Genomic DNA, 23119 nt, shown 5'->3' with positions numbered 1-23119 from the left:
TCAGAAAATGGATTCGCTTTCCGTGGGCTCAGTCTCAGCTAACTTGGTAAAGAAAAACACTTTACCAAGTGGATCTTCAACTTGAGCTGTTCCCACTGGAGTCTCATCAATTTTCTTCCTGCGCTAGTAAGAATAACTAATCATGATTTATTTACTAACAATCAATAAGCTTTTCTGCTCTAAAATAGGTTGTAATATTATATACTTTCGGACTTTCTAGCGGATCAAATGAAATTAACGACACTCCTCGGAAATATAGTTCAATTTCCTTCGTGCGATGTGAGTTCATTAAAGCATTCCTTGTCCTGCAGGAACAGCACGAGCTGAAGATCCACTCGGAAAGCGTACTTTGGGTCTGCGGTTACTCGGCCCACCGAAAACATTTGCTTCCTAGTTAGCTGAGGCCGCCCCTGCGGAAAGGGAGTCAATTTCATTTGATGAGCGGTAACTTACGTTACTTGCTAATGCGCTTTTTATATCAAGTCCGAAGTTGATTTAAACAAAAAAATAGACCTTTTAATAATAAAGGCCTATCTAATCTGTTTAACCTATTATAATTTTTTCTGTTGGATAGCGGAATACATCTTGCTTTTCTTTTCCTCGAATAATAAATAGGAAGGAGAAGATACCGATTCGCCCAACAAACATTAGAAACATAATCACACCTTTACCAAAGTCGGACAACTCTGGTGTGATTCCCATAGATAAACCTGTTGTACCAAACGCTGAGAAAACCTCAAACATAATAGCTATGGCAGGGAAATTTTCAGTCACAGTGAGAATAATAGTTGATGCAACACACAGCATACTAGCAGTTGTTATCACTATATATGAACGGACAATATCGTCTTGATTAATTTGTCTACCAAACACTTTGATACTTTGATTACCTTTTGCATAATTATAAATAGATAATAACATAATCGCAAAAGTCGTCGTACGAATACCACCACCAACACTACTTGGTGAGGCACCAATGAACATTAACCCACTAATCATTAGCAGTGTCGGAGTTGAAAATTCATTCATATCCATTGTTGCTAAACCACCATTTCGAGTGGTGACAGACTGAAATAGGCTATAAAAAAGCTGTTCATGCCAAGTTTTATCAGCAAAAAAATTATTCTGTTCAAATAATAGAATAAGTACAGCACCAATCACTACAAGTGAGAAAAATGTGATTGTTGTTAATTTAGTAAATAAAGAAAAAGTATTTCGCTCATGAACATCTTTATGCTTTCCACCTAGCAATTCCTGGATTTCGATCAACACCGGGAACCCTATCGCACCCAAAATTAGTAATACCATATTAATAAATTGAACAAAATAATCATCAGCAAACGGTATTAAAGAATTCCCTGTAATGTCAAACCCTGCATTTGTAGTCGCACTGACAGCTCCAAAGAAACCTTGAATCAGAGCTTCCTGCCATGTATCAAAGTAAGTTAAAAAATAGGTACTTAAGATAATTGTACCAATTAATTCAATAATAATAATAATTTGTAAGATCTTTAACATCAATTTAACCAAACCAGATAGAGTAGTTCTATTTTGGTCAATTCTAATTAACTGCCTACCACGTAAACCAATTTTTTTCCCAAAAAGAATATAAACGAAAGTACCTAACGTCATAATCCCAATTCCACCAAATTGAAGGATAAATGCCAATGCAATATGCCCTGCCGTATTAAACGTTTCTGCAGTTGAAACGACAGTTAAACCTGTTACACTAATGGCACTAATCGCTGTAAATACTGTATCAAGGAAAGACAACGAAGCACCCGCCTCCTTGAAAAAAGGCATACTCAGTAAAACGGTAGAAAACACAACTGCCGACACATAAAATAGGACAATCATTTGTACAGTTGAAAGTTGTTTACTTATTTTAAATTGTTTAGAGAATAACGGCATGATAAAGCTCCTTAAACGATAATAACAAAACTATTTGTTAGTGTATCATACTATTGGAAGCTTGAAACTAGGTTTCAATAAAAACTTCCTGTTTTTTCTTCAGTTTGCCCTTAACCCTAAAAAAAACACCTTGAATCATTATCTAATAATCATTAGACACGATTCAAGGCACTCTTTTGTTTCGTTATTTCAAATAAGCTTGCAACATCCAGCCATGTTTTTCAAGTGAAACAATGATTCCAGTGAATAGATCTGCAGTTACATCATCATTATTTTCTTCTGCAATTACAATAACTTCTTTAGACTCTGAAACAATCAACTGAAAGTCTTTCACAAGAGTTTCTACCATTTCTTTTGGTTGTTCTTTGTTAAAAGCTTCGTCAACTGAAGTTTGTGCTAAATAATCCTGTAATGTTGCCAAAGGCTTGCCACCAATAGTTAATATTCTCTCAGCAATCTCATCTACATATCCAGCAGCCTCTGTATATAATTCCTCGAATTTTTCATGTAAAGTGAAGAAGTCTGGTCCAGTGACATACCAATGATAGTTATGAAGCTTGGTATACAGCACATTCCAGTTTGCCAATTGCATATTTAATTCGTCGATTAAATGTTTCTTTTCCATTATGTATTCCTCCTTCATTTATTACATCGTAAGTGTATCGTTTATAATCACGTTACGCTGTGATTGTTATCACAAAGTGTTTGGAGTAATAACTTATTAGAGTTTTAACCTTCACTTATTTTCTAGATTCAGTCTGTTTCATCTCCCGATAACGTCGATTTTGTCTATAACCATAAGCAACATTTCGTACTAATTCTTCATTTTCTACACTTGCACCTATTGAACCCGCTATTGTAGCTACCGACGTAGCCAACCACGCTAATTTCACAAATGTTGTTAGATCAACTGTTCCCTCTATGTTCGTTGTCGAACTAAACAAATCTGGTGGGACGAAGAACATTATTGCAACTAAAAAAATAATAAATAGCATTACATAATAACTACATACAGCAATGGTAAGCGTCGTAATTGTTGCGTAATTATACAATCGTCTTAGTTTCTTCTTACTTTTCTCTGATTGCTTCTCCCAAAGGTGATGGGAAACAACCATCCATATCACCATACTTACTACTGCTACACTCATTAAGCCAATCAGTCGATATACTGAAAAGGATACACTTAACTTCCAAAGAGTAGGAAATATCAATACATAAGCACCAGTAGCAAAAGCAACCGCAATAATTGGTTTAAAGGAAGAAACGATCGTCCATGGACGATTTGCATGTGTCATACCTAATAGCAATCTTAAACGTCCATTAATTTTAGGGATAACAATATAACGTACATTGCTTTCATTCATCCCATCAGGTGAAATAATCCTTCTAATTGGCGAAAAGCGAAAATATTTTTTTACATGATCTCCAGTCTTTTTATCAACATCACTTTTTCCTTCCTTTTCTACGTTATACTGTTCTTTTTTTAAACCTTGGTAGTATAAATCACCAATAATTTCAATCATCGCTTTTTTCACACGATACCGCACCGGAGTAAAGCCAAAGGCGGGAAGTGAGATGCGAGCAATTTTCAGTTGGTAATTGACATCAGCTAATACGATTTGTTTTTGTGAAAACAAAGGTAAATCAGTTAAGCACAGAGTATAATCCCAATTTTTTCTTACCATAATATTGTGTGCTTCATCACTAATTTCTTGTTGCGTTTCTGCCGCTCCGGTCAGTGGATTAATTTCTATTTCAATCTTCCAATTTATATCATCAATCTGGCTAGAAAAGATACGTGGCAGTTCATTAACAATATCATTCGCGATCTTCTCTGGTAACTCAGGAGCAGCTATTAAACCAATTGAAACTTCTTGCAAAATACCCCTCCTTTGCATTTAAGATTGATATTAACATATACCCATTTTTGTTTCTGTTAATCTTCAAAGTTTCCAAGCTCAATTGCTTTTGTATATTAGTAATGCGATAATTTAAGTAAGTAAAGGGGGAACACTTACGTGATTGAGAATCTAAAAAATAAGAATCATTTATTTAAAATGGCATTGGATCATACAAAAGTTGGCTTACTCATAACTGATCCATCACTACCAGACAACCCAATCATATATGCCAACCAAGGATTTACAAATATGACTGGTTATGAAAAAGATGAAATAATAGGTCAAAACTGTCGCTTCTTACAAGGAGAAGACACTAGCAAGTCAAGCATTGATAAAATTCGTGCAGCACTTGGACAGGAAGAATCTATTACCTTAGAATTATACAATTATAAGAAAAATGGAACAGGGTTTTGGAATGAACTGTCTATTGATTCCATGTGGATTGAAGAGGAACAAAAAACATATTTTGTTGGCGTACAAAAAGATATAACTTCTGAGAAAGAAAAGGGGAGGTTACTAACGGAAGCATTGAACGAAATGGAGCAACTTTCGACGCCTATTGTACCAATAAGTGAAGATATTTCTGTTTTGCCACTAATTGGTTCAATTCATCATTCACGGCTTGAAAACCTAACCTCTACCATATCGAATTACTTAACCAAGTCTAAAGATGATTATTTAATTCTAGATTTATCAGGCTTGTATGAAGTAGATACATATGTCGCATCATCTATCTTAAAACTACATGATTTAACAACCTTAATCGGTACAAATCTTGTTATCACTGGAATTCGGCCAGAATTAGCCATTAAAACAATTGATATCGGAGAAAAATTAAAGGAATTGAGAACATATAGAACCGTAAAAGATGCCTTAGTAGATTTAAATTAATAGATGAAAAAGGTTGTCCTAACCATATGTGTTAAGGCAACCTTTTATATGGAAGCTCCCAGTCAATCTCTGGCTTCCTTAACTCTCTCAATAGCTGATTGGTTCTAGAAAACGGCTTACTACTAAAAAAACCTCGATAAGCTGATAATGGGCTTGGGTGGGGTGATTTAATTAAGTAGTGCTTTTTAGTATCAATGATTGATTGTTTCTTCTGAGCAGCCGCTCCCCATAAAATATAAATAATTGGCGTATCCTTCTCATTTAATAACTCAATTATTCGATTCGTAAAGGTTTCCCATCCTAAACCTTTATGAGAATGAGGTTCTCCATGCCTAACAGTCAATACAGTATTTAGAAGTAACACACCTTCTTCAGCCCACTTAACTAAGTATCCATGGTTAGGTATGCCACAACCAATATCATGATGTAATTCTTTAAAGATATTTCTCAGGGATGGGGGGATAGTTACTTCAGGTTTCACCGAAAAACTAAGCCCATGTGCTTGATTTGGCCCATGATACGGATCTTGTCCAAGGATGACTACTTTCACATCTTTAAAAGAAGTATAGTGAAGCGCATTGAATATATCATCTTTGATCGGATAAACCGTGTGTTGTTTATATTCTTCTGATAAAAAGTTCTGTAGTTTTATAAAATAAGACTTCTCAAATTCTTCTTGTAATAATGTGGACCAATCGTTATTAAGGGATTTTAAATGCAATAATATTCATCCTTTCGCTAAGTCAGTATCAATTTCAAAAAAAACAAAAACCGAAGCCGATTCATCCCACGACTGAAGTCACGGGTGTTCTCGGCTTTCTCATAAATTTTATCACAACAAAAAAGAGGCTACCAGAAATTTAAACCTATCGAAGACATATCGCAATTAAAAATCCCCCTTAAATATTCTAAGGGGGATTGGTAATACAGTTTATGGTTGTATAGATCTAATTAATTATTCAGCTGGTTCAAAATCCTCAATAGAATCAACTTCCATATAAGATGGTACAACTAATCCAATTTTAGCACCATCTAAGTTTGCTCCTAGATCTAAAAACTCACCTTCATGTTCATCCCAGAAAGGACCATGTGTTGCAGGCATCCATGGAGCTAGAGAAGCATCAGCGTCTCCTTCTGCAATTGATTGGAATACAATTGCTGGGTCAACAGGTGTAAGTTTAACGTCATAGCCTTTTTGTTCTAGAGCAATTCTAGCAACATGACCTGAAGCACGCTCAGAATCCCAAGGAGTATGTACTAATTCTATAGCAGTACCATCTACATCCTCTACACCTTCTGTCCATTCTGAAACTGTTTCCTGGTTATCATCTACCCATTGTTGGGCAGCCTCTGCAAAATCCGTCTCTTGTGCTGCTAGCATAACGCTTTCCATATCAGCAGGTTCCCAGTAAATTCGGTCAAGAATCGTATAAGCCTCAGGCATATCCTCTTCTAGTCCTTCTCTTGCAATTGTTGCAAGATATTCTTCTCCACCAAATGAGCCTTCAGGGTCTTCTAAGTATTTTAGGTCCCACTCAGCAAACATAAAGTGAGGTGTCCAGCCAGCAACAACAATTGGCTCTTCATTATCAATAGCTTTTTCTAATTCTGTTAACATTGCACCAGTTGATGAGTTTGTTTGTTCCCAACCAGCAAGGTTTTCATAGTCAGTTAGAGCTCTGTCAGTTGCCTTTGTTATTCCAGCACCAGCTTCTATACCAGTAATAGTGTAATCTAATTGTTCACTAACACTTTGTGATTCTTGAGAATCATCTTGGCCACAACCAGCTGCTACAAGTGATAATGATAAACCAGCAACCATTCCAATTTTCTTCCAATTTGAGTTAAACATGTTATTAACCACTCCTTTAGTTTTTTTCTTTCTGCATTATTATTTATTTAAAGAACAGAAATTTTATATTTTCTTAATAAGCACTAGTAAAAAAATAAACAATGCAAAGTTTAAGCTACTATTATTTTTCACTAAACTAACGCTATTTATTATATCCTTATTATAAATTATTACACAAACCCAATATATAATGCTTATCATTCATATTATTCGTTTAATATGTATTAAACGAATAATATATTGCAATAATGTAAAAATACTCTCTTATAATCCATTTTTCTGATCTTTACATTTCTTTGATAGCCATGTAATCTAAAATATACATACTGCAAGCATACTATTTAGGATGTGATTAGATGAAAGAATTCGAATCATTAAAACAACCCAGATCTAGAGTTATTGAGGCAATTTCACAAAATATGGGGCTTTATGGAGTCACACCCTCCATTGGCCGGTTATACTGCCTTCTTTTCTTTTCAGATAAACCACTTACACTTGATGAAATGAAAGAAGAGCTCGGCATGAGTAAAGCAAGTATGAGTCTTGCAGTTAGAACCTTGCTTGATTTAAATATGGTTGAGAAAGCTTGGATAAAGGGAGTAAGAAAAGATTTATACGTAGTTGATGATGATTCTTATCAACGCTTTTTTGATTACTTTATAACAAAATGGCGACCAGCTAATAATACGAATATGAAAGCGATCGAGAAATCTATTACTGAATTAGAGGAAATTCTGACTGATTCAGAAGCTTCTAAGGAAATTCGTGAACAGGCACAAGTTGATATTAAGAAGCTTCAAAATTGGCTTGATTATTATGATTGGCTGAACAGACTAATTAAGAGTTTTGAAACAAAGGAAATATTTGATTTTATTCCGATTAATAAAAGAGATTAGTCAGCTTTCAAGACAAAAAAATAAAGCTGATTTTATACAATATACACATAGTTAACTTCTTGCAGAAGCTAGTGTTGCTATAGATTTTTAATTTCCAAAATTAATAGTATGAAAGCTAAGACTACTTTCTAGGTTAAATTTAATAATTATAACTCAGTGGCATAACGTTCACTATAAGAGATAGTTTAGCGAAAATCACGACAAGTGCATAGATTATGCATTAGAATAACCAAAAATATGCTCATCACATGTTCCTATTAATTTTTTCACTTCCATAATACCTCCATATGATTCGTTTTTTCATCCAAACGTTAAAATGAAAGCGTTATACAGTAGACGGACAGAACTAAATATATGTCTAACAACATAACGTATCAATTTTATGCATACTTTGATAACATAGAGTTAATATTTTGATGAGGATGATTAGGATGACCTCTTCTTTAATTACAAAAAAAATAATTGCAAATTCAATTAAAAGGCTAATGGAGAACGAATCTTTCACTAAAATATCCGTACGTGATATTATGATTCATTGTGAAATGAGAAGGCAGACTTTTTACTATCATTTTAAAGATAAATACGAACTATTAGGCTGGATTTATAAAGAAGAAACGAAAGAGAATATAACAGACTTTATTGAATATGAAAAATGGGAGAATATATTTAATCAACTGTTTGAGTATTTTTATCAAAATCAACGATTTTACCGAAATGCATTTCAAGTATATGAGCAAAATTCATTTAATCAATATCTATTTGAGCATACAAAAAACTTATATTTTAAAATTATAAATGAACTATTAATTGAAAGTGAAATAGTAGTTTCTGATGAAGATAAGGACTTAATTGCGTCATTTTACAGTCATGGGTTTGTGGGAATAATTAAGGACTGGATTGAACATAATTGTAATGTTGAACCATCTATCATGTCATCCCTAATGAAAAATATGATTAACGGTCAGTTATTACTTTCACTCCAACAATCATCAAATAATAGGGTGGAGAAAAAATATGAAAAAAATTACTAACAATGTTCAACATATTATTCGTGATATGTTACAAGGGTTTCAATTTGAGAATAATGATAGAGTTTGTTACAACTCAAAACATAACATTATTTATCGAAAAGATCTTGCACAGCAAAATGTAGCAATCATAAGCGGTGGCGGAAGCGGTCATGAACCTGCCGATTTTGGATACGTTGGCGAGGGAATGCTTTCTATATCTATAAATGGTAATATTTTCGTTCCCCCAACACCTGAACAGATTTTGGCTGCAATTCGTTTAACAGATAAAAAACAAGCTGTTCTTTTAATTATCAAGAACTTTCAAGCAGATGTACAAAACTTCTTAAGTGCTGAATCTCTTGCAAAAGAAGAAGGGCGCTCTATTGATCACGTAATTGTTAATGACGATGTTTCCGTCGAAGATGCTGTCTCTTATAGTAAAAGAAAACGAGGTGTAGCTGGAACAATACTTGTTCATAAAATTTTGGGCGCTGCAGCAGCTGAAGGCTATTCTTTACAACAATTAAAAAACCTTGGGAGTTCAGTTATTAAAAATTTGCATACATTGGGGGTTGCACTTTCTCCTGCGAATAATCCAAACCAAACAGAACCTTCCTTTACGCTAAACGATAATGAAGTTTATTATGGTGTGGGGATTCACGGAGAGAAAGGATATCGCAAAGAGGAATTCTGTTCTTCTGAGAAATTAGCAATAGAGTTAATTAACAAGCTTAAAAGCCTTTATCGTTGGAAACAAGGGGATAAGTTTGCCATATTGATTAATGGGTTAGGTGCCACACCATTAATGGAACAATACATTTTCGCAAACGACATTCGGCGTTTAATGCAACTTGAAAACATAGATGTTCGATTTGTTAAAGTCGGAACACATCTCACTTCCATTGATATGAAAGGGATATCGATAAGTTTATTAAAGATAGAAGACCCAGAATGGGAAAAATGGTTAAAATCAGATGTAACTGTATCTAGTTGGTAGTATGCTAAATACTTGCTTTTTGACAAACGACGGTAAAGAAAAAGTTATAATTAACTTGAAATTTATGAAAATCACGCTCCAAAGTAGTTAATCTGCTTTGGAGCGTGATTTATTTTGAATTGATTATTTTGTTTCTAAAACTTTTAAATTGAAGTGTAATAGGATTCGGTTCTTATGATCGATAAATTTGCAATGTTCATATGCCTATCCTTATATCATTTGACATATACAAGCGAGTTCCGTTCCTGGATTGGTTTTTATTGACTTTAATTCTACAGGAACACTTACTCTTTTCTTATATTTTACAAAAAAATGACGTCAGCGAGTTTTGATCAGCTCCTTTTAGAAGGAACACATCAAGTTTACTCACCAACGTCATTTTATTATTTTCAATCGCTCTGTTTATTTTTTAAATATCATTAGATAAACGATTATAAAGTTGCGTACAATGCTGTGTTAGCTAATAATATTAACGTCATCAGTAGCGTATTTAGAAATGCTCCAAGATAGATATTCCCTGTTAATATATAGAAGTATCGATTAAAAATAGCTGCAATGATAAGAACAGGTACCAATCCGATAACAATAATCGATGAAAGTGTTTCAGATGGGAATGCCGCTTCACCTGTTACAAATAACGAGCCATACTGGTAAGCTAGATAGAATATTAACCCACCTGCGAACATGAAGATAGAAACTAAGTAGCCTTTAATACCTTCAAAACGTTCATCCGCTGTATTCATATTGATCGATAAGCCCACGACGAAATAGAAAACAAAGAACAATGGCGCATATTGCAATAGTGCAACAACATGATGCATTTCAAATGTTTTAACAGCCAGTGTCCATAATCTAAAGTCAGTTTTAAATATTGCATCAACGATAAATAGCATCATATAGCCAACGACAATTGAAAGAACAGCAACAGCTAAGGAAGCGCAAACAGATTTAAGATTGATTTTTAATCCATAGTTATCTATACTAGCGCCTTTTGGTTTTTGTGAAACATAATAACTACCTACTAATACCATTAGTGTAATGATAGCTACATTAACTGCCCAGTATGCGATTGTATTACCAGTTGGCGCACCGAAAAATTCACTAACTTCTATTAAAGTACTTTGATTTCTGATAATCAAAAGTTGAACGATGCTAATTATAAATAAGGAAAGTGAAACTTTTTTGATATCCGCATCTTTATTTTTGACATAAGATACAATTAACGTAATTAAACTTGTCAGGATAATGATAAAGATTATTTGAGTCACAATCATTATACCACTCTCATCACCGCTATAGAATGCTGGGAATAAAAGGGCTGGGAAGAAAGCACCAAATAAAATCATGATCAAGTTTGATGTCTTCTCACTATATGTTTTTGGAACTGGCAATGCATCTGGCTTTTCTACAATTGTATTTGACAGGAACGGAACTTTAACTAACAATTTAATAATTGGTACAAAGAGTAGGAAGAATCCAATTAAAGCAATAAATGAAAACCATTCTTTGTACATCCAAGATTGACTCGAATCCCCTGTATCTACCACACCAGAATAATCAGCAAACGCTTCATCATAAAAGCCAATTAAGTGGTCAGTTGTCGTCATAGAAACATGGTTCCACGGGTGCGTTTCTTCTGGTTGATAAATAATTCTTTCTCCGCCATCAACTTCGTAAAATTCACCAACCTCTGGATTATCAGGGTTTCCTAAAAATGCTTGTGCTTCATCTGTTGAAATATAGTTTTTTTCTACAACTGTTTTCCCTTGGGCTGTAGCTTGCGGATCAAAGAAAAATTCATCATAAGTTGCTGCAATTTTACCAGCTGTTCTAGGTCCATAAGCATTAGTTATATCACCAATTTCATATCCTAATGCATAAACCCATTGGAAGTCAGACCCCATAGTTAGGGAACTATTAATCTTTCTAATACCTGCTTCTTCATAGAACATTTCATCTAAAATCACAGCATGAGTGGTAGAAAACCCTCCCATTGAGTGACCTGAAACAGCGATAACTCCATTACCTTCTTCATCTTTTAAAACAAAATCTTGTTCATACATATAATTAACTGCATCATAGATTGAATTTGGCCAGAAAGAGAAGAATGGTATAGATTTATCCATTGTTCCTACCGAGTGACCATGATCGTATTGATCAAGAGCTAACACGACATAGCCTCTTTTAGACATTTCTATCGCTTGTGGTGCCTGCATTTCAGCAGAATTCAGGTAACCGTGTGTCGTAACAATAGTTGGACGCGGCTCATCTTCTGCTCCATCTGGTAAGTATAACAACCCAGAGAGTTCACCATTTTTTGTTTCAAAACTTACCCGCGATACATCAACATCTCCACCTGAACTATTGCTTATAGAAGCAATAAAACTACCTACAAAAATCAGCAATAATGATGTAATTAATAACAATAATGTCCGTTTTTTCAAGTTCATCAACCTCCGTTTTTTTAATCAGATGTCATTCTGTTGCATATCTTTTTTACTTGATAAGATAGATTGCTAAAAGCTTTGTAAAAGGAATGGCTTAGCAGTAATTAGTTACAAAATTTGATGACCTTCATTTACTTTGACTATTTTATCCCGGTGTAATCGTCCGTAAAACCCCCACTGATTGAAGGTTCACTTTATAAGCAATGGATTAAGTTGATCCATGATTTCCTCAAGTGACATACCAGTCTGTGTAAGTGCAGCTGCTGTATACGCACCTTCAACCATAGCAGTATCCATTAGATGAATCTTTTTATCTGTCATTTCTATTACCATTTCTAAATTCATTTTCGCACTACCTAAATCATAAAAGGCAAAAATCTCGTCTGCTTCATTCTCTAAGATTGCTTGGTTAATCTTTTCAAAACTTGTTCCAACTTCTCCTTCATTTGTTCCACCAGCGTATGTTATAGAAACCTCTGTAGCTGCTTCTCTTAATAACTTCACCAAACCTTCTACTAAACTATCTATATGAGAAACTATGACAATACCATAAGCTTTATTACTCATCGATTATATCTCCTTCTAATAAAGCCTCAAAGAGACAAGCACTTGATGCGGAACCAGGATCAATGTGCCCAATAGAGTGGTCACCAAGGTACGATGCACGTCCTTTTGTTGCCTTTATATCTTTTGTTTGTTCAACAATATCCCTTATTTTTTCATATGTTAGATTCTTTTGTTCTAACATTTCAATAGCAGGTTCCCAAAAGTCCAGCATCGTTTTTTCACCTAACTGAGCTTTACCACGTTTTTTGATACCTTCCAGTCCAGCTTTTAAAACAGCAATGACATCCTGATTATCTTGACTTGCTTGTTTAGCCATAGAAATAAATGCAGTTCCATAAAGAGGTCCAGAAGCTCCTCCAATCTTACTTAGCAAAGACATGGAAGCGGCCTTGAAGACTTCTTCTACACTTGAATAATCGCCTTCATTTAGACTTTCTTTCATAGCTTCTGTTCCACGTACCATATTTGAACCATGATCCCCATCACCAATTGCATTATCAAGTTCATTCAAATAACCTTGCTGTTCATTAATTTTTTCGGCAAATGTAGTCAACCATTTAATTGTTTTAATGTGTGTTAACATGGATGAATTGCTCCTTTCACTTCCAGGCTACTGTGTTGACAGGATAATTTAGGTAATCTGACCAGTTTTCATCAACTAGTTTTATTAACGTTAGTGATACACCAGCCATATCAATTGAAGTCATTAGTGCATCTACTTTTTTAAAATCGATAACCAATTCTTCTTCTTCCAAAATATTCTTTACATCATTCATAAAGATATATTGTTCCATTAACGGGGTAGCACCAAGACCATTTACCAAAACACCGTAACGATCACCTTTTTCAAATTTGAACACCTTCTTCAGCTGCATTACTAACTCATAAGCAATATCTTTGGATGGTTTGAGGTTTTCCCTACGATACCCCCTTTCGCCATGTATTCCAACACCATATTCCATTTCATCTGCTTTCAAATCAAACCCTGGACTTCCAACAGCTGGTACAGTAGCAGGTGTAATAGCTACACCAATTGTATTAATATGATCAACTAGCTCATCTCCAATTTTTTTCAATTCATCAAGGGATGCTCCCTTTTCAGCAGCAGCACCCAATATCTTATGAACGAAAACAGCGCCTGCAACACCCCGTTTCCCTGCAGTAGAACTGCTATCTTCAACCGATATATCATCGTCGACTACTACAGTCTCAACTTTAATATCTTCCATTTCAGCTATTTCTTGTGCCATCTCAAAGTTCATTATGTCACCTGAATAATTCTTAACAATAAGTAATACACCAGCTCCTTGATCAGCTTTCCTTATTGCCTCAACAATTTGATCAGGCGTTGGTGAAGTAAAAACTTCCCCACAAACAGCAGCTGAAAGCATACCCTTTCCAACAAAACCTGCATGACTTGGTTCATGGCCACTTCCACCACCACTTACTAAAGCAACTTTTCCTTCATCTTCAAAATTTCGATAGATAACACCAGTATCATCTATTCGATTAACGATATCCTTATTTGTGTAAACAAAACCATTCAACATCTCATCAAGGATATTTTTTGTGTCATTTATGATCTTTTTCATCACTTTTTCTCCTTCTCTAATTAATTGGAAAGACTGCAAGAATTCTAATTACATATTCGAACTTCTTGCAGTCCATTAGTTGTTAGTTGTAGAGTTATATCTTGTGTCTTGCTTTATAGTCTCTCACATAAATATCAACTGCCTTTATTGCCTGAACCACATCGTCTGCTGTTACATCAAATGGCATGTTAACCATTGTCTCTGTTGGCGCAGTTGCTAGTTCACCAATTTTATATAAATCTTCATCTGACGCTTTATCTAAGTGAATTCCTTCTAGTGTAATAGGTAAATCTAATTGCAGATAAAATTCAATATAACGTTCAAGTTCATCCAATGGACGATTTTCAAGTACAAGCTGTGTCATTGTTCCATAGGCAACTTTTTCTCCGTGTGTCAAGTGGTGTATATCACCTGAAATTGCGGTGAAACCATTATGAATAGCATGAGCAGCGGCTAAACCACCATCTTCAAAACCAAGCCCACTAAGTAATGTATTTGCTTCAACAATTGCTTCCAATGCTGGCGTTACCACTTTCTCTTTGTTGGCAGCATATGCTTGTAAACCATATTTAAATAACGTTCTTTCACATTCTTCAGCAATTGCAAGGCCGGTAATTGTTGCCTTACCACCACCCATTGTATTTCCATTTCCCTGTTTAGCAGCACGCGCTTCGATTAGGGTTGCCAGAGCATCAGATATACCCGAAGCAAGCATACGACTAGGTGCTTTAGAGATAATTCTAGTATCCATTAACACTAGATCTGGATTTTTCTTATAAAATAGGTATTGCTCAAATGCACCATCCTCAGTGTACACAACAGATAAACCAGAAGTAGGTGCATCAGCAGATGCGAGTGTAGGAAAGATAACAATTGGACTTGATAAACGATCAGCAACTGCTTTTGCTGCATCTAAGGCTTTTCCACCACCAACACCAACAATAACGTCAACACCTTTTTCCTTCCCAATTTCACTTACCCGATTTATTTCATTCATTGAACATTCACCATTAAAAGTAACTTGTTCAACTTCAAATGAATCACTTAAATGTTCTACTAACTCATCTGCACATATTTTTTGTACTGTTTCATCAGCTAACACAAGAAATTTTTCACCTAAATGTTCCATGTACTGACTACAATGTGTTAATAAATCTTTTCCTTGTACATAACGACCCGGGCTAATAAATAGTTTATCCATGAGAATTCCTCCAAGTAAATGTTTTTAGAATGACGCTATATCATTCTATATAGTATGCTCATTAATTACGTTACAATGAAAGCGCTTTATCGTAAACGGACAGAATTAATTATCTGTCAAAATGAACAATCTACTATTAAAGTACATTGAAATAAGTTATATACTGATACCGCATTAATAGGGCGTCAATTCAAAAAAACTTGTCTCCACCAATAGGTGAAAACAAGATTAGATTTGTATTGTTAATTTAGTTTAATCATTTAATTTAAGCAGTGTATGTAGGTTAATATTTTATAAGAGTAAAATAATTGAAAAGAAACTTCACCCTTTAATAAATCTATATTTACTAATTTATTAATTTTTTTTAATCTATTCTTCATTGTATTTCTATGAATATATAAGGATTCAGCGGCATCATGAATATTTTGGTTGTTCAATAGGTAAACAAACAAAGTATGATAATAATCAGTGTGGTGCTTCTGATCATATTCATAGATCGTTATAATTGCTGGATGACAACAGCTAAGAAGATCCTCTTTTGAATCCATTTTCCTTAAAAGATTAAAGAACTTCATCTCAGAAGATTCGAGATAGTGTTTATCCTTATAAATAATTTCCCCTATTTCTAAACTACTGACTAAATAATCGAATATAACACCTATACTTTTTATCTCCTTAAAGTGATCACTTATTATCCCAATTAATTCATCTTTTTCTAATGCTAGTGTTAATTGCTCACGATTAGATGTATCAAAATGTATTGCATCGCGAAAAGATATAAGAACTACTATATAGTTTTTATAAATAAATTGCTTACTCTGCGGAAAGAGTTTTGCTAATTGCAACTGGATCTTAGAATTATATTTTTTGCTTATATTAGATTCCTTTGCTTTTATAGCTAAGAGATAATTATCCTTACTAAATGCATTACCACATGCTTTTTTTCTCTCTTCTAATTCATTTTTTAAATCTATCTTTTTTTCAATTAAATCAATAATAAGCTTTTCTTCCAAATTAAGATAAGAAGTGAGCTGATGTGTTAAATAATGCCCAATGACCTTACTGATTTCAGGGATTATTTTAATCTGATGCTTAGGTACTTTTCGATTGCATTCCAAAACAACAATATACCCACGCAATTTCTTACCAATGAATATCTTACTAACTATTTTATTATTATTACTTTGTTTACAAGTTACACAAAACGGCTCTTCAGAAAGTGGAGCTTCTTGAATAGCCTTATATTTCGTTACTTCTTTTATAAATTCATAAGAACAATATCCCTTCTCAGAATTGACTTTCCATATATGATCAATAATCGGAATTTGTTTTGAATAGTCGATAATTTTAAAGCTCTCATCAATAATTAACACAGGATTCCCTAGCAACTCTTCGGCGAACGTTAGAACTTCTTGTAAGCTACTTTGTGTAATAACATAATCGTATAATTTCTTTACCTGTTGCAAATAATCTACTTCTTGATTGAAGATATTCCTTACCGTATCAAACAATTCTATTGGTGAATTAACTTTCTCACAAGTTATAACATTACATGAATTATTATCTAATATTTGGATCAACTCAGTATTTAGTGGTTCCTCAATAATAACTATAAGGGTGGTATCAATAAGTTTTTCTATTTGATTCTCCAATGCGCTGACATCTGAAATATACACATACTTATTATCAATATCTTTTAATGCAGTTAAATACGTGAAATCTTCAATATTAGTGTCCTTATTCGATAAAATCAATGTCGGTTGATATGACTTTAAACTACTATAGAGATCTGAAAATGTAACCATGTCTTCCTCCTAAAAGTAGATTTTAAGTAATAACAAAGTAATGTTAATTATAAAATGTTTGACTGTTTATCATGAACAACGTGAAAGCCAAACACTGTTTATTAGTTATATTGTAGCTACCTTATATCTATGATACTTTTAAACTGTATTTTTTGTTCATTATTTCACAAAAAGAGAATGGAGGCAATGTATTGATGAAATATCCTTTATTATTTTCTCAAGGTTCAATCGGTTCTGTAGTATTAAAAAATCGCGCGGTTATGCCTGCAATCGGAACTTCCTTAGCAAAAGCTTCAGGGGAAGCATCACAAGAACTAATCCAATACTATGAAGAGCGGGCTAAAGGTGGTTGTGGATTGATTATAACTGAAATTACAAAAATTGATGAAGAATATGGTGCGGGTCTACCTACACAATTAACAGCCACAAGCCCAAAATATATACCACAGTTAGAGCGCTTGGCTAAAACCGTTCACAAATATGGAACGAAGCTCTTTGTTCAACTACACCACCCTGGCAGAGAAACACACAGTCATTTAATTGATGGCAAACAAATTGTAGCTCCAAGTGCAATAATGTGTAAGCGCACACAAGAGGAACCTAGAGAACTTACAACAGACGAAGTAGAAGGATTAGTGAAAAAATTTGTAAAAGGAGCTAAGTTAGCACAAAATGCAGGTGTGGATGGAATTGAACTGCATGGAGCACATGGTTATTTAATTAATCAGTTTATTAGTCCTTATACAAATAAAAGAGTAGATAAATATGGTGGCCATTTTGAGAACCGAATGCGTTTTATTACAGAAATCATACTTGGAATAAAACACATATGTGGGAGTGAATTTCCGATTAGTGTTCGTTTAAGCGCTGATGAATTTGTTGATGGCGGACTGAAACTAGAAGATACAATTAAGATTTCAAGATATTTAGAGAGTATTGGTATTGATGCATTAAATATTAGTAGTGGGACATATGAATCAGGTGTAACAATTGTAGAGCCAAGCTCTTATCCTCAGGGATGGAAACAACACTTAGCTAAAGGGGTTAAAGCCGCAGTTAAAATTCCAGTAATTGCTGTAAACGTTGTTCGAAAACCTGATTTTGCTGAAAGCTTATTAGAAAATGAAATCGTTGACTTTGTTGGATTGGGTCGTGCGCAATTAGCTGATCCATCTTGGTGTAACAAAGCTTTTAAAGGGTTAGATGATCAAATTAGACCTTGCATCTCTTGTCTTCACTGTATTGAAGAAGTTAGCGCTGGACGTTCTATCAAATGTGCTGTAAATCCAATTGTTGGTCGTGAACTTGAATTTAATGATTTAGCTAAAGACGGAGATAACAGAGTAATCGCTATAATTGGTGGTGGTCCAGGTGGTATGGAAGCTGCAAGGACATTGGCTTTGAAGGGATATAAGCCAGTAATATTTGAAAAAGAACCACAATTAGGCGGAGCGTTAAGATTAGCAGGAAAGCCACCAGGTAAAGAAAAAATGACTTGGTTTGTCAATTATCAAGAAAATGAATTAAGAAGACTAAATGTAGATATTCGTGTTAGTACTAAACCTACAATTCAGGATATAAAGGAATTAGAACCTCATGCAGTATTCTGGGCAGCAGGAGCTGAAGGGATTATTCCACCTATCGAAGGTATAAATCAGAAACATATAAGTACTGCTAACGATATTCTAGATGAAAAAGTGAAAGTCACTAATAAGAAAGTCGTTGTGATTGGATCTGGAATGACTGGTTGTGAAACAGCCGAAATGCTTGCTGCAAATGGTAATGAAGTCACTATCGTAGAAATACAGAAAAATATTGGAAATGGCATCTATCCCTCCATCTTGTTTGATATAACTCAAAAACTAAACAAATATCAAGTCAATATTATGACAGAACATCGCATAACCGCCATTGGCGAAGAAGAAGTAACCTTATCTGAAGTAAAATTAGGTAGTCAAAAACAAATTGAAGCCGATCATGTTGTTTTATCTATTGGTGTTAAACCAAGAATTGGACTTCTCGAACAATTAAAGCAAGAATTCCAAAATGTAATAGTCATTGGTGATGCACACAAGTCAGGAAGAGTATCTGATGCTGTAAGAGAAGGATTTGAACAATCTTATATTTTATAACTTTAGAACACCAAATTCTTATGAGGGAAATAACAACATAAAGAAAATATATGTTGAAGGAGGAATATATCTATGAAAGATTTTTCAGGTAAGGTAGCTGTTATCACCGGGGCAGGAAATGGTTTTGGTGTAGAGTTCGCTAAAGAATGTGCACTGCGTGAAATGAAAGTAGTAATTGCTGATATAAATAAAGAAGATCTAAAAAGGACTGAAAATTTAATATCAGATATGGGTGCAGAGGTTATCTCCATTCCTACTGATGTATCTCTATATGAAGAGGTAGAAAATTTAGCAAGTAAATCAATTGAAAGATTTGGAAGTGTTGATCTGCTCTTTAATAATGCTGGAGTCGTTGTGCCAGGACCTATTTGGGAACTTCCTGTAAATGATTGGGATTGGATTATGGGTGTTAATGTTAATGGGATTGCCTACGGCTTAAAAGCATTTATTCCTATTATGTTAAAGCAGGACACTCCTTGCCATATCGTCAACACTGCATCAGTTGCAGGTCTATTAACAACACCAAGCATGGCAGCATATCATACAAGCAAACATGCTACAGTGGCATTGAGCGAATCCGTGAATTATGGAATGCAGGCTATGAATGCAAAGGTTAAAATGTCTGTATTTTGTCCTGGTTTTGTCCAAACTAATTTACATGAATGTGACAGGCAGCGTCCAGATAGATTTAAAATGGATCCAGATGAGCCTTACTACCAGAGTAAAACATATCAAGATGGGCTGGCACGTGCTCATCATGTTATTAATACAGGGATTCCAATTGATTCAATTGGTCAAAGTGTCTTTACAGCGATTGAAGAAGAACGTTTTTATATTTTGACTCACCCTAAATATAATCCGCTTATAGGAAAAAGGGTAAAAGACATGCTCGAAGGAGTTATACCATCGGTGAAAACCTTTGGGTAAACTAGTAATCGTAAACAATAAATTATAAGAATATAGATTTAAAATTTTATCTATTAATGAATCATCACATTTTCTTATAATTAAAGCTCTTTCCTAGGTGTATATACTAATTTAAAAGGCTTCTCAAAACTAATGAGAAGCCTTCAATAATATTCTATTGTTATAAAAATGTTAAGTATTCCTGATCTCTACATAAAACCCTTTCGTATCAAGAATTTGGCGTAAATCACATCATGTTTCCGCCAGGGTGAGGGGCGCATTATCTAATTCAAGACTTTTATCCCTAGATTTTGTAATTACCTACGAAAAACATTAAAACCCTAATGATGCTCTACCTTAAGACAGTGAATCCCCCCTCTTATATGAACTTTCGAGAATAAAGTGTAGAATTTGTCCATTAACAGCACCTATAGGTAATCCAATTATCGCTAGTCATATTACCACCTCTCCTAAAATTTATCATTAATTTTATAAATTAGTTTTCTGTATAAATTTTCCTACGACAGACCTTCTGCAAATCATCTCTACCACATTTCAATACTAATAGAATTTTTTTGTATTAAACGTACTAATCTTTGGATTCGGTTACCAGATTAGTCATTCACTAGTCTAAGAATCACTATATTAATCAATCCAGGGACTCTAATACTCTCAAAACCCTTTATAATATTGGAAAAACTATTCCCTTTAGATATCAAATACTGTATCATTTAAAGAACAAGATGCTATTAATTTTTCTTCTGAAGATAGTAGCGTATCAGTATCTAGCAGTAATTTTTTGATTAATAAATATAGATCTGAGCACGTTGGAGTAGGTTAATAGAGGAAAATAAAATTTTATGGAGGATCAATTATGAAAAAAGTTTTATTATTTTTAGGGTTAATCTTTTTGGCTGCTTGCAGTAATGATGCAGTTGAATATGAAGATGAAATGAGTATTGATGATCAAACCGTCACTATTGAAGGAACCACTAACTTAGAAGATGGATCTGTTATTAATTATCAAGTAACAAACTACAAAGAAACCGAGATACCAGAAGAAGGTACAACCGAAGTACAAGACGGCTCATTTTCTTACACAGTTGATATTAGTGATTATGAACCTGGTGAATATGAAGTATACAACGCATTTATTCCATATAAGCAACCAGAAGAAATAAAAGAGATCTACGGTGAAATGGGAGAAAACTTGAGTGGTGATGTTGTTGTTGAATCAGGTTATGTGGAAGATTTAAAATTAATTGAATCAACGGAAATATTTGAGAAGGATTAAAGCGCACATTGTTGCGCTTTTTTAATAGGAGAGGTTATCATTCTTTGAAAAAACACCCACCTTAACAATAAAAAACTACAGATATCTCAGTATATCCATAGTTTCTCTTCCTTTATTTAGTTTTTTAAAATCCGCTATAGGAATCACGGTGAAACGACCATTTGCTTGATATAAATAGTTTTCTGGTACTGCTTTTTCAATCATCGGGAAAATAATGCGCTCCTCTAGCCGGACTTGTTTTTCTATCAACTGACCGAGCTTGTTGAAAAGCAATCGATCCGCTCTTTTAGTAGAACGAACTTGTTGAACATAACTTCTAATTTGCACATGCTGTATAAGCATTTCTTTAATTTCATCTATATCTACCGACTCGTATTGTGCATACAGTGGAAGAAGCACCTCTTCCTCATCCCGAAAATGATCTTCGCCGTCCGTTTCCCTAAAATGAATCACATCTCTTGTCATCTGTTGAATACTACTATTCTCATCAGCCTTTTTCAATTGATTGGCCATTACCAAGGTATGATGATGGTGGTGAGAAAGTGGATATAATGCTTCATGTCGTTTCAAGTAAGCTCACTTCTTTTTTATATTATAACATCTTACTAATAAACATTTTTCATGTAGATAAGCAGCTGGTCTATAGGTAAAACGTTGTTTGACACTTATAACTCAACTTCAAGATAATATGTTTCTTGAAACATTTCTTCTTTTTATATTTAAAATGTTATAATATATTTTTAGGTGAGTTTGATCAAGAAAGGAATAATAAATATATGACCCGGGATAATCAAAATATATTAGCTTCATTTGTCAAAAGTAATGGTTTTACATATTTTATTACTGGCTTAATTGTTTTTAATGCTATATTAATAGGATTAGAGACCTTTGATTCTATCTATACGCCATATGAAGGTTTATTTTTTTGGATTGATATTATTATCCTGCTAATATTCCTTATTGAAGTTGTTTTAGAAATTATTGTATATAAAAAAAGGTATTTCATGAATGGTTGGAATATTTTTGATTTTATTATTATCGTAGGTAGCATAATTTTATATAGCACACCTTTTGTAAGTGTTTTACGAATTTTCCGTGTACTGCGTATCATGCGGACAATAACTGCAGTGCCATCTTTAAGAAGAGTTGTAACAGCGCTTTTTATGGCCATACCGACGATCACAAGTGTCATGTTAATCATGGCTATTATTTTCTACGTATACGCTATTTTGGGCACTTCATTTTACAGAGACATATCACCTGATTTTTTTGGAAACCTCCACCTTACTTTTATTACTTTATTTCAGATTTTTACGCTGGAATCGTGGGCAAGTGGAATTTTTCGCCCAATATTTGCTGAGGCCCCATGGTCATGGCTTTATTTTATTTCCTTTATCGTAGTAACAACCTTTATTATGATTAATTTAATTGTTGGTGAAATCGTCAATAATGCACAAAAGATTTCTGAGGGTATTGAAGGAGAAACAGATGAGATTAAAGAAGACACTACTGAAATAAAAGAGGATACAAGTGAAATTAAAGAAATGAGACGCGAATTAGCTGAAATTAAAGATTTAATCAAATCTCAAAATATGAAGTAAGACTCAAGCAATTTGGCTTGAGTCTTTTTTGTGAAATCCTATTTTGTATTACTGTTATTGGTTTTACTAAATTCGTACTGTAAGATATCTATCTAGGTGTATTTATCTTAAGCTTA

The 23119-nt window shown here is 34.0% G+C and carries 20 protein-coding genes; 8 read left to right on the top strand and 12 right to left on the bottom strand.

All coding sequences use genetic code 11. The features are described from left to right. Positions 1-543 precede the first annotated feature (543 nt). From D2K40_RS05885 to D2K40_RS05875, 3 genes are all read right to left on the bottom strand, one after another. Positions 544-1911 carry a TrkH family potassium uptake protein gene (locus D2K40_RS05885; protein ID WP_117153912.1) on the bottom strand — a complete coding sequence of 456 codons (1368 nt, stop codon included), beginning with the start codon at positions 1909-1911 and terminating at the stop codon, positions 544-546. Positions 1912-2095: 184 nt separating this feature from the next. Beyond that, entirely contained in the window at positions 2096-2539 is a 444-nt protein-coding gene (locus tag D2K40_RS05880; protein ID WP_275896214.1) for a Dps family protein, read from the bottom strand. 112 nt (positions 2540-2651) lie between these two features. Continuing rightward, positions 2652-3791, bottom strand: a complete 1140-nt coding sequence (locus tag D2K40_RS05875) for a hypothetical protein (RefSeq protein WP_117153908.1) — start codon at positions 3789-3791, stop codon at positions 2652-2654. A gap of 177 nt (positions 3792-3968) precedes the next feature. On the opposite strand from D2K40_RS05875, the gene ytvA reads away from it, so the two are divergent. Then, a complete protein-coding gene (ytvA, locus tag D2K40_RS05870; protein ID WP_117154052.1) occupies positions 3969-4703 on the top strand; it encodes a YtvA family blue-light photoreceptor in 735 nt (244 codons plus the stop codon). A 31-nt stretch (positions 4704-4734) separates the two neighbouring features. Here the strand turns inward: ytvA and D2K40_RS05865 are convergent, their stop codons facing one another. Continuing rightward, positions 4735-5424, bottom strand: a complete 690-nt coding sequence (locus D2K40_RS05865; protein ID WP_117153906.1) for a uracil-DNA glycosylase — start codon at positions 5422-5424, stop codon at positions 4735-4737. Positions 5425-5658: 234 nt separating this feature from the next. Further along, positions 5659-6555: a glycine betaine ABC transporter substrate-binding protein gene (locus tag D2K40_RS05860; protein WP_117153904.1), complete on the bottom strand. Its 897-nt coding sequence runs from the start codon at positions 6553-6555 to the stop codon at positions 5659-5661. A gap of 356 nt (positions 6556-6911) precedes the next feature. Between D2K40_RS05860 and D2K40_RS05855 the strand changes: the two genes are divergently transcribed. The 3 genes from D2K40_RS05855 to dhaQ all read left to right on the top strand — a co-directional run bounded on the left by D2K40_RS05855 (position 6912) and on the right by dhaQ (position 9458). Beyond that, entirely contained in the window at positions 6912-7451 is a 540-nt protein-coding gene (locus D2K40_RS05855) for a GbsR/MarR family transcriptional regulator (protein ID WP_117153902.1), read from the top strand. A 431-nt stretch (positions 7452-7882) separates the two neighbouring features. Beyond that, positions 7883-8482: a dihydroxyacetone kinase transcriptional activator DhaS gene (gene dhaS / locus D2K40_RS05850; protein ID WP_117153900.1), complete on the top strand. Its 600-nt coding sequence runs from the start codon at positions 7883-7885 to the stop codon at positions 8480-8482. Next, positions 8466-9458 carry a DhaKLM operon coactivator DhaQ gene (gene dhaQ, locus D2K40_RS05845; protein WP_117153898.1) on the top strand — a complete coding sequence of 331 codons (993 nt, stop codon included), beginning with the start codon at positions 8466-8468 and terminating at the stop codon, positions 9456-9458. Before dhaS ends, dhaQ begins: the two co-directional genes overlap by 17 nt. A gap of 431 nt (positions 9459-9889) precedes the next feature. Here dhaQ and D2K40_RS05840 read toward each other — a convergent pair whose 3' ends face one another. The 6 genes from D2K40_RS05840 to D2K40_RS05815 form a co-directional block, all read right to left on the bottom strand. Beyond that, positions 9890-11908, bottom strand: coding sequence for an alpha/beta hydrolase (locus tag D2K40_RS05840; RefSeq protein ID WP_117153896.1), 2019 nt, complete (start codon positions 11906-11908; stop codon positions 9890-9892). 186 nt (positions 11909-12094) lie between these two features. Further along, positions 12095-12472 carry a dihydroxyacetone kinase phosphoryl donor subunit DhaM gene (gene dhaM, locus D2K40_RS05835; RefSeq protein ID WP_117153895.1) on the bottom strand — a complete coding sequence of 126 codons (378 nt, stop codon included), beginning with the start codon at positions 12470-12472 and terminating at the stop codon, positions 12095-12097. After that, complete coding sequence (dhaL, locus tag D2K40_RS05830; protein ID WP_117153893.1) at positions 12465-13055, bottom strand: dihydroxyacetone kinase subunit DhaL; 591 nt, start codon at positions 13053-13055, stop codon at positions 12465-12467. Before dhaL ends, dhaM begins: the two co-directional genes overlap by 8 nt. Before the next feature lie 16 nt (positions 13056-13071). Continuing rightward, positions 13072-14064, bottom strand: a complete 993-nt coding sequence (gene dhaK / locus D2K40_RS05825; RefSeq protein WP_117153891.1) for a dihydroxyacetone kinase subunit DhaK — start codon at positions 14062-14064, stop codon at positions 13072-13074. A 94-nt stretch (positions 14065-14158) separates the two neighbouring features. Further along, positions 14159-15265 (bottom strand): glycerol dehydrogenase, encoded by a 1107-nt coding sequence (locus D2K40_RS05820; protein ID WP_117153889.1) that lies wholly within the window; start codon positions 15263-15265, stop codon positions 14159-14161. Positions 15266-15525: 260 nt separating this feature from the next. Further along, entirely contained in the window at positions 15526-17070 is a 1545-nt protein-coding gene (locus tag D2K40_RS05815; RefSeq protein ID WP_117153888.1) for a PucR family transcriptional regulator, read from the bottom strand. Between the two features lie 194 nt (positions 17071-17264). Between D2K40_RS05815 and D2K40_RS05810 the strand changes: the two genes are divergently transcribed. From D2K40_RS05810 to D2K40_RS05800, 3 genes are all read left to right on the top strand, one after another. Continuing rightward, positions 17265-19202, top strand: coding sequence for an oxidoreductase (locus D2K40_RS05810; protein WP_240324909.1), 1938 nt, complete (start codon positions 17265-17267; stop codon positions 19200-19202). Between the two features lie 72 nt (positions 19203-19274). After that, the gene (locus D2K40_RS05805) at positions 19275-20129 is read left to right on the top strand and encodes an SDR family NAD(P)-dependent oxidoreductase (RefSeq protein ID WP_117153885.1); all 855 of its coding nucleotides are present in this window, start codon (positions 19275-19277) and stop codon (positions 20127-20129) included. Positions 20130-20982: 853 nt separating this feature from the next. After that, positions 20983-21402 carry a hypothetical protein gene (locus tag D2K40_RS05800; protein WP_117153883.1) on the top strand — a complete coding sequence of 140 codons (420 nt, stop codon included), beginning with the start codon at positions 20983-20985 and terminating at the stop codon, positions 21400-21402. Positions 21403-21477: 75 nt separating this feature from the next. Here D2K40_RS05800 and D2K40_RS05795 read toward each other — a convergent pair whose 3' ends face one another. Then, entirely contained in the window at positions 21478-21972 is a 495-nt protein-coding gene (locus tag D2K40_RS05795; RefSeq protein ID WP_229666652.1) for a hemerythrin domain-containing protein, read from the bottom strand. A 206-nt stretch (positions 21973-22178) separates the two neighbouring features. Here D2K40_RS05795 and D2K40_RS05790 point away from each other — a divergent pair, with 206 nt between their 5' ends. Beyond that, positions 22179-23003 carry an ion transporter gene (locus tag D2K40_RS05790; protein WP_117153881.1) on the top strand — a complete coding sequence of 275 codons (825 nt, stop codon included), beginning with the start codon at positions 22179-22181 and terminating at the stop codon, positions 23001-23003. The last annotated feature ends 116 nt before the right edge of the window (positions 23004-23119 follow it).

Origin of the sequence: Paraliobacillus quinghaiensis (assembly GCF_003426025.1) — a bacterium.
Classification (GTDB): Bacteria; Bacillota; Bacilli; order Bacillales; family Amphibacillaceae; genus Paraliobacillus_A; species Paraliobacillus_A quinghaiensis.
Note: the sequence above shows the minus strand (reverse complement) of the source record. Positions and strands in the feature narration are given on the sequence as shown.

What these genes read in the sequence shown, in the direction of transcription:
- D2K40_RS05885 (WP_117153912.1), bottom strand. Translation starts at nt 1,911, where the DNA reads ATGCCGTTATTCTCTAAACAATTTAAAATAAGTAAACAACTTTCAACT.
- ytvA (WP_117154052.1), top strand. Translation starts at nt 3,969, where the DNA reads ATGGCATTGGATCATACAAAAGTTGGCTTACTCATAACTGATCCATCA.
- D2K40_RS05860 (WP_117153904.1), bottom strand. Translation starts at nt 6,555, where the DNA reads ATGTTTAACTCAAATTGGAAGAAAATTGGAATGGTTGCTGGTTTATCA.
- D2K40_RS05855 (WP_117153902.1), top strand. Translation starts at nt 6,912, where the DNA reads ATGAAAGAATTCGAATCATTAAAACAACCCAGATCTAGAGTTATTGAG.
- dhaS (WP_117153900.1), top strand. Translation starts at nt 7,883, where the DNA reads ATGACCTCTTCTTTAATTACAAAAAAAATAATTGCAAATTCAATTAAA.
- dhaQ (WP_117153898.1), top strand. Translation starts at nt 8,466, where the DNA reads ATGAAAAAAATTACTAACAATGTTCAACATATTATTCGTGATATGTTA.
- D2K40_RS05840 (WP_117153896.1), bottom strand. Translation starts at nt 11,908, where the DNA reads ATGAACTTGAAAAAACGGACATTATTGTTATTAATTACATCATTATTG.
- dhaM (WP_117153895.1), bottom strand. Translation starts at nt 12,472, where the DNA reads ATGAGTAATAAAGCTTATGGTATTGTCATAGTTTCTCATATAGATAGT.
- dhaL (WP_117153893.1), bottom strand. Translation starts at nt 13,055, where the DNA reads ATGTTAACACACATTAAAACAATTAAATGGTTGACTACATTTGCCGAA.
- dhaK (WP_117153891.1), bottom strand. Translation starts at nt 14,064, where the DNA reads ATGAAAAAGATCATAAATGACACAAAAAATATCCTTGATGAGATGTTG.
- D2K40_RS05820 (WP_117153889.1), bottom strand. Translation starts at nt 15,265, where the DNA reads ATGGATAAACTATTTATTAGCCCGGGTCGTTATGTACAAGGAAAAGAT.
- D2K40_RS05815 (WP_117153888.1), bottom strand. Translation starts at nt 17,070, where the DNA reads ATGGTTACATTTTCAGATCTCTATAGTAGTTTAAAGTCATATCAACCG.
- D2K40_RS05810 (WP_240324909.1), top strand. Translation starts at nt 17,265, where the DNA reads ATGAAATATCCTTTATTATTTTCTCAAGGTTCAATCGGTTCTGTAGTA.
- D2K40_RS05805 (WP_117153885.1), top strand. Translation starts at nt 19,275, where the DNA reads ATGAAAGATTTTTCAGGTAAGGTAGCTGTTATCACCGGGGCAGGAAAT.
- D2K40_RS05800 (WP_117153883.1), top strand. Translation starts at nt 20,983, where the DNA reads ATGAAAAAAGTTTTATTATTTTTAGGGTTAATCTTTTTGGCTGCTTGC.
- D2K40_RS05790 (WP_117153881.1), top strand. Translation starts at nt 22,179, where the DNA reads ATGACCCGGGATAATCAAAATATATTAGCTTCATTTGTCAAAAGTAAT.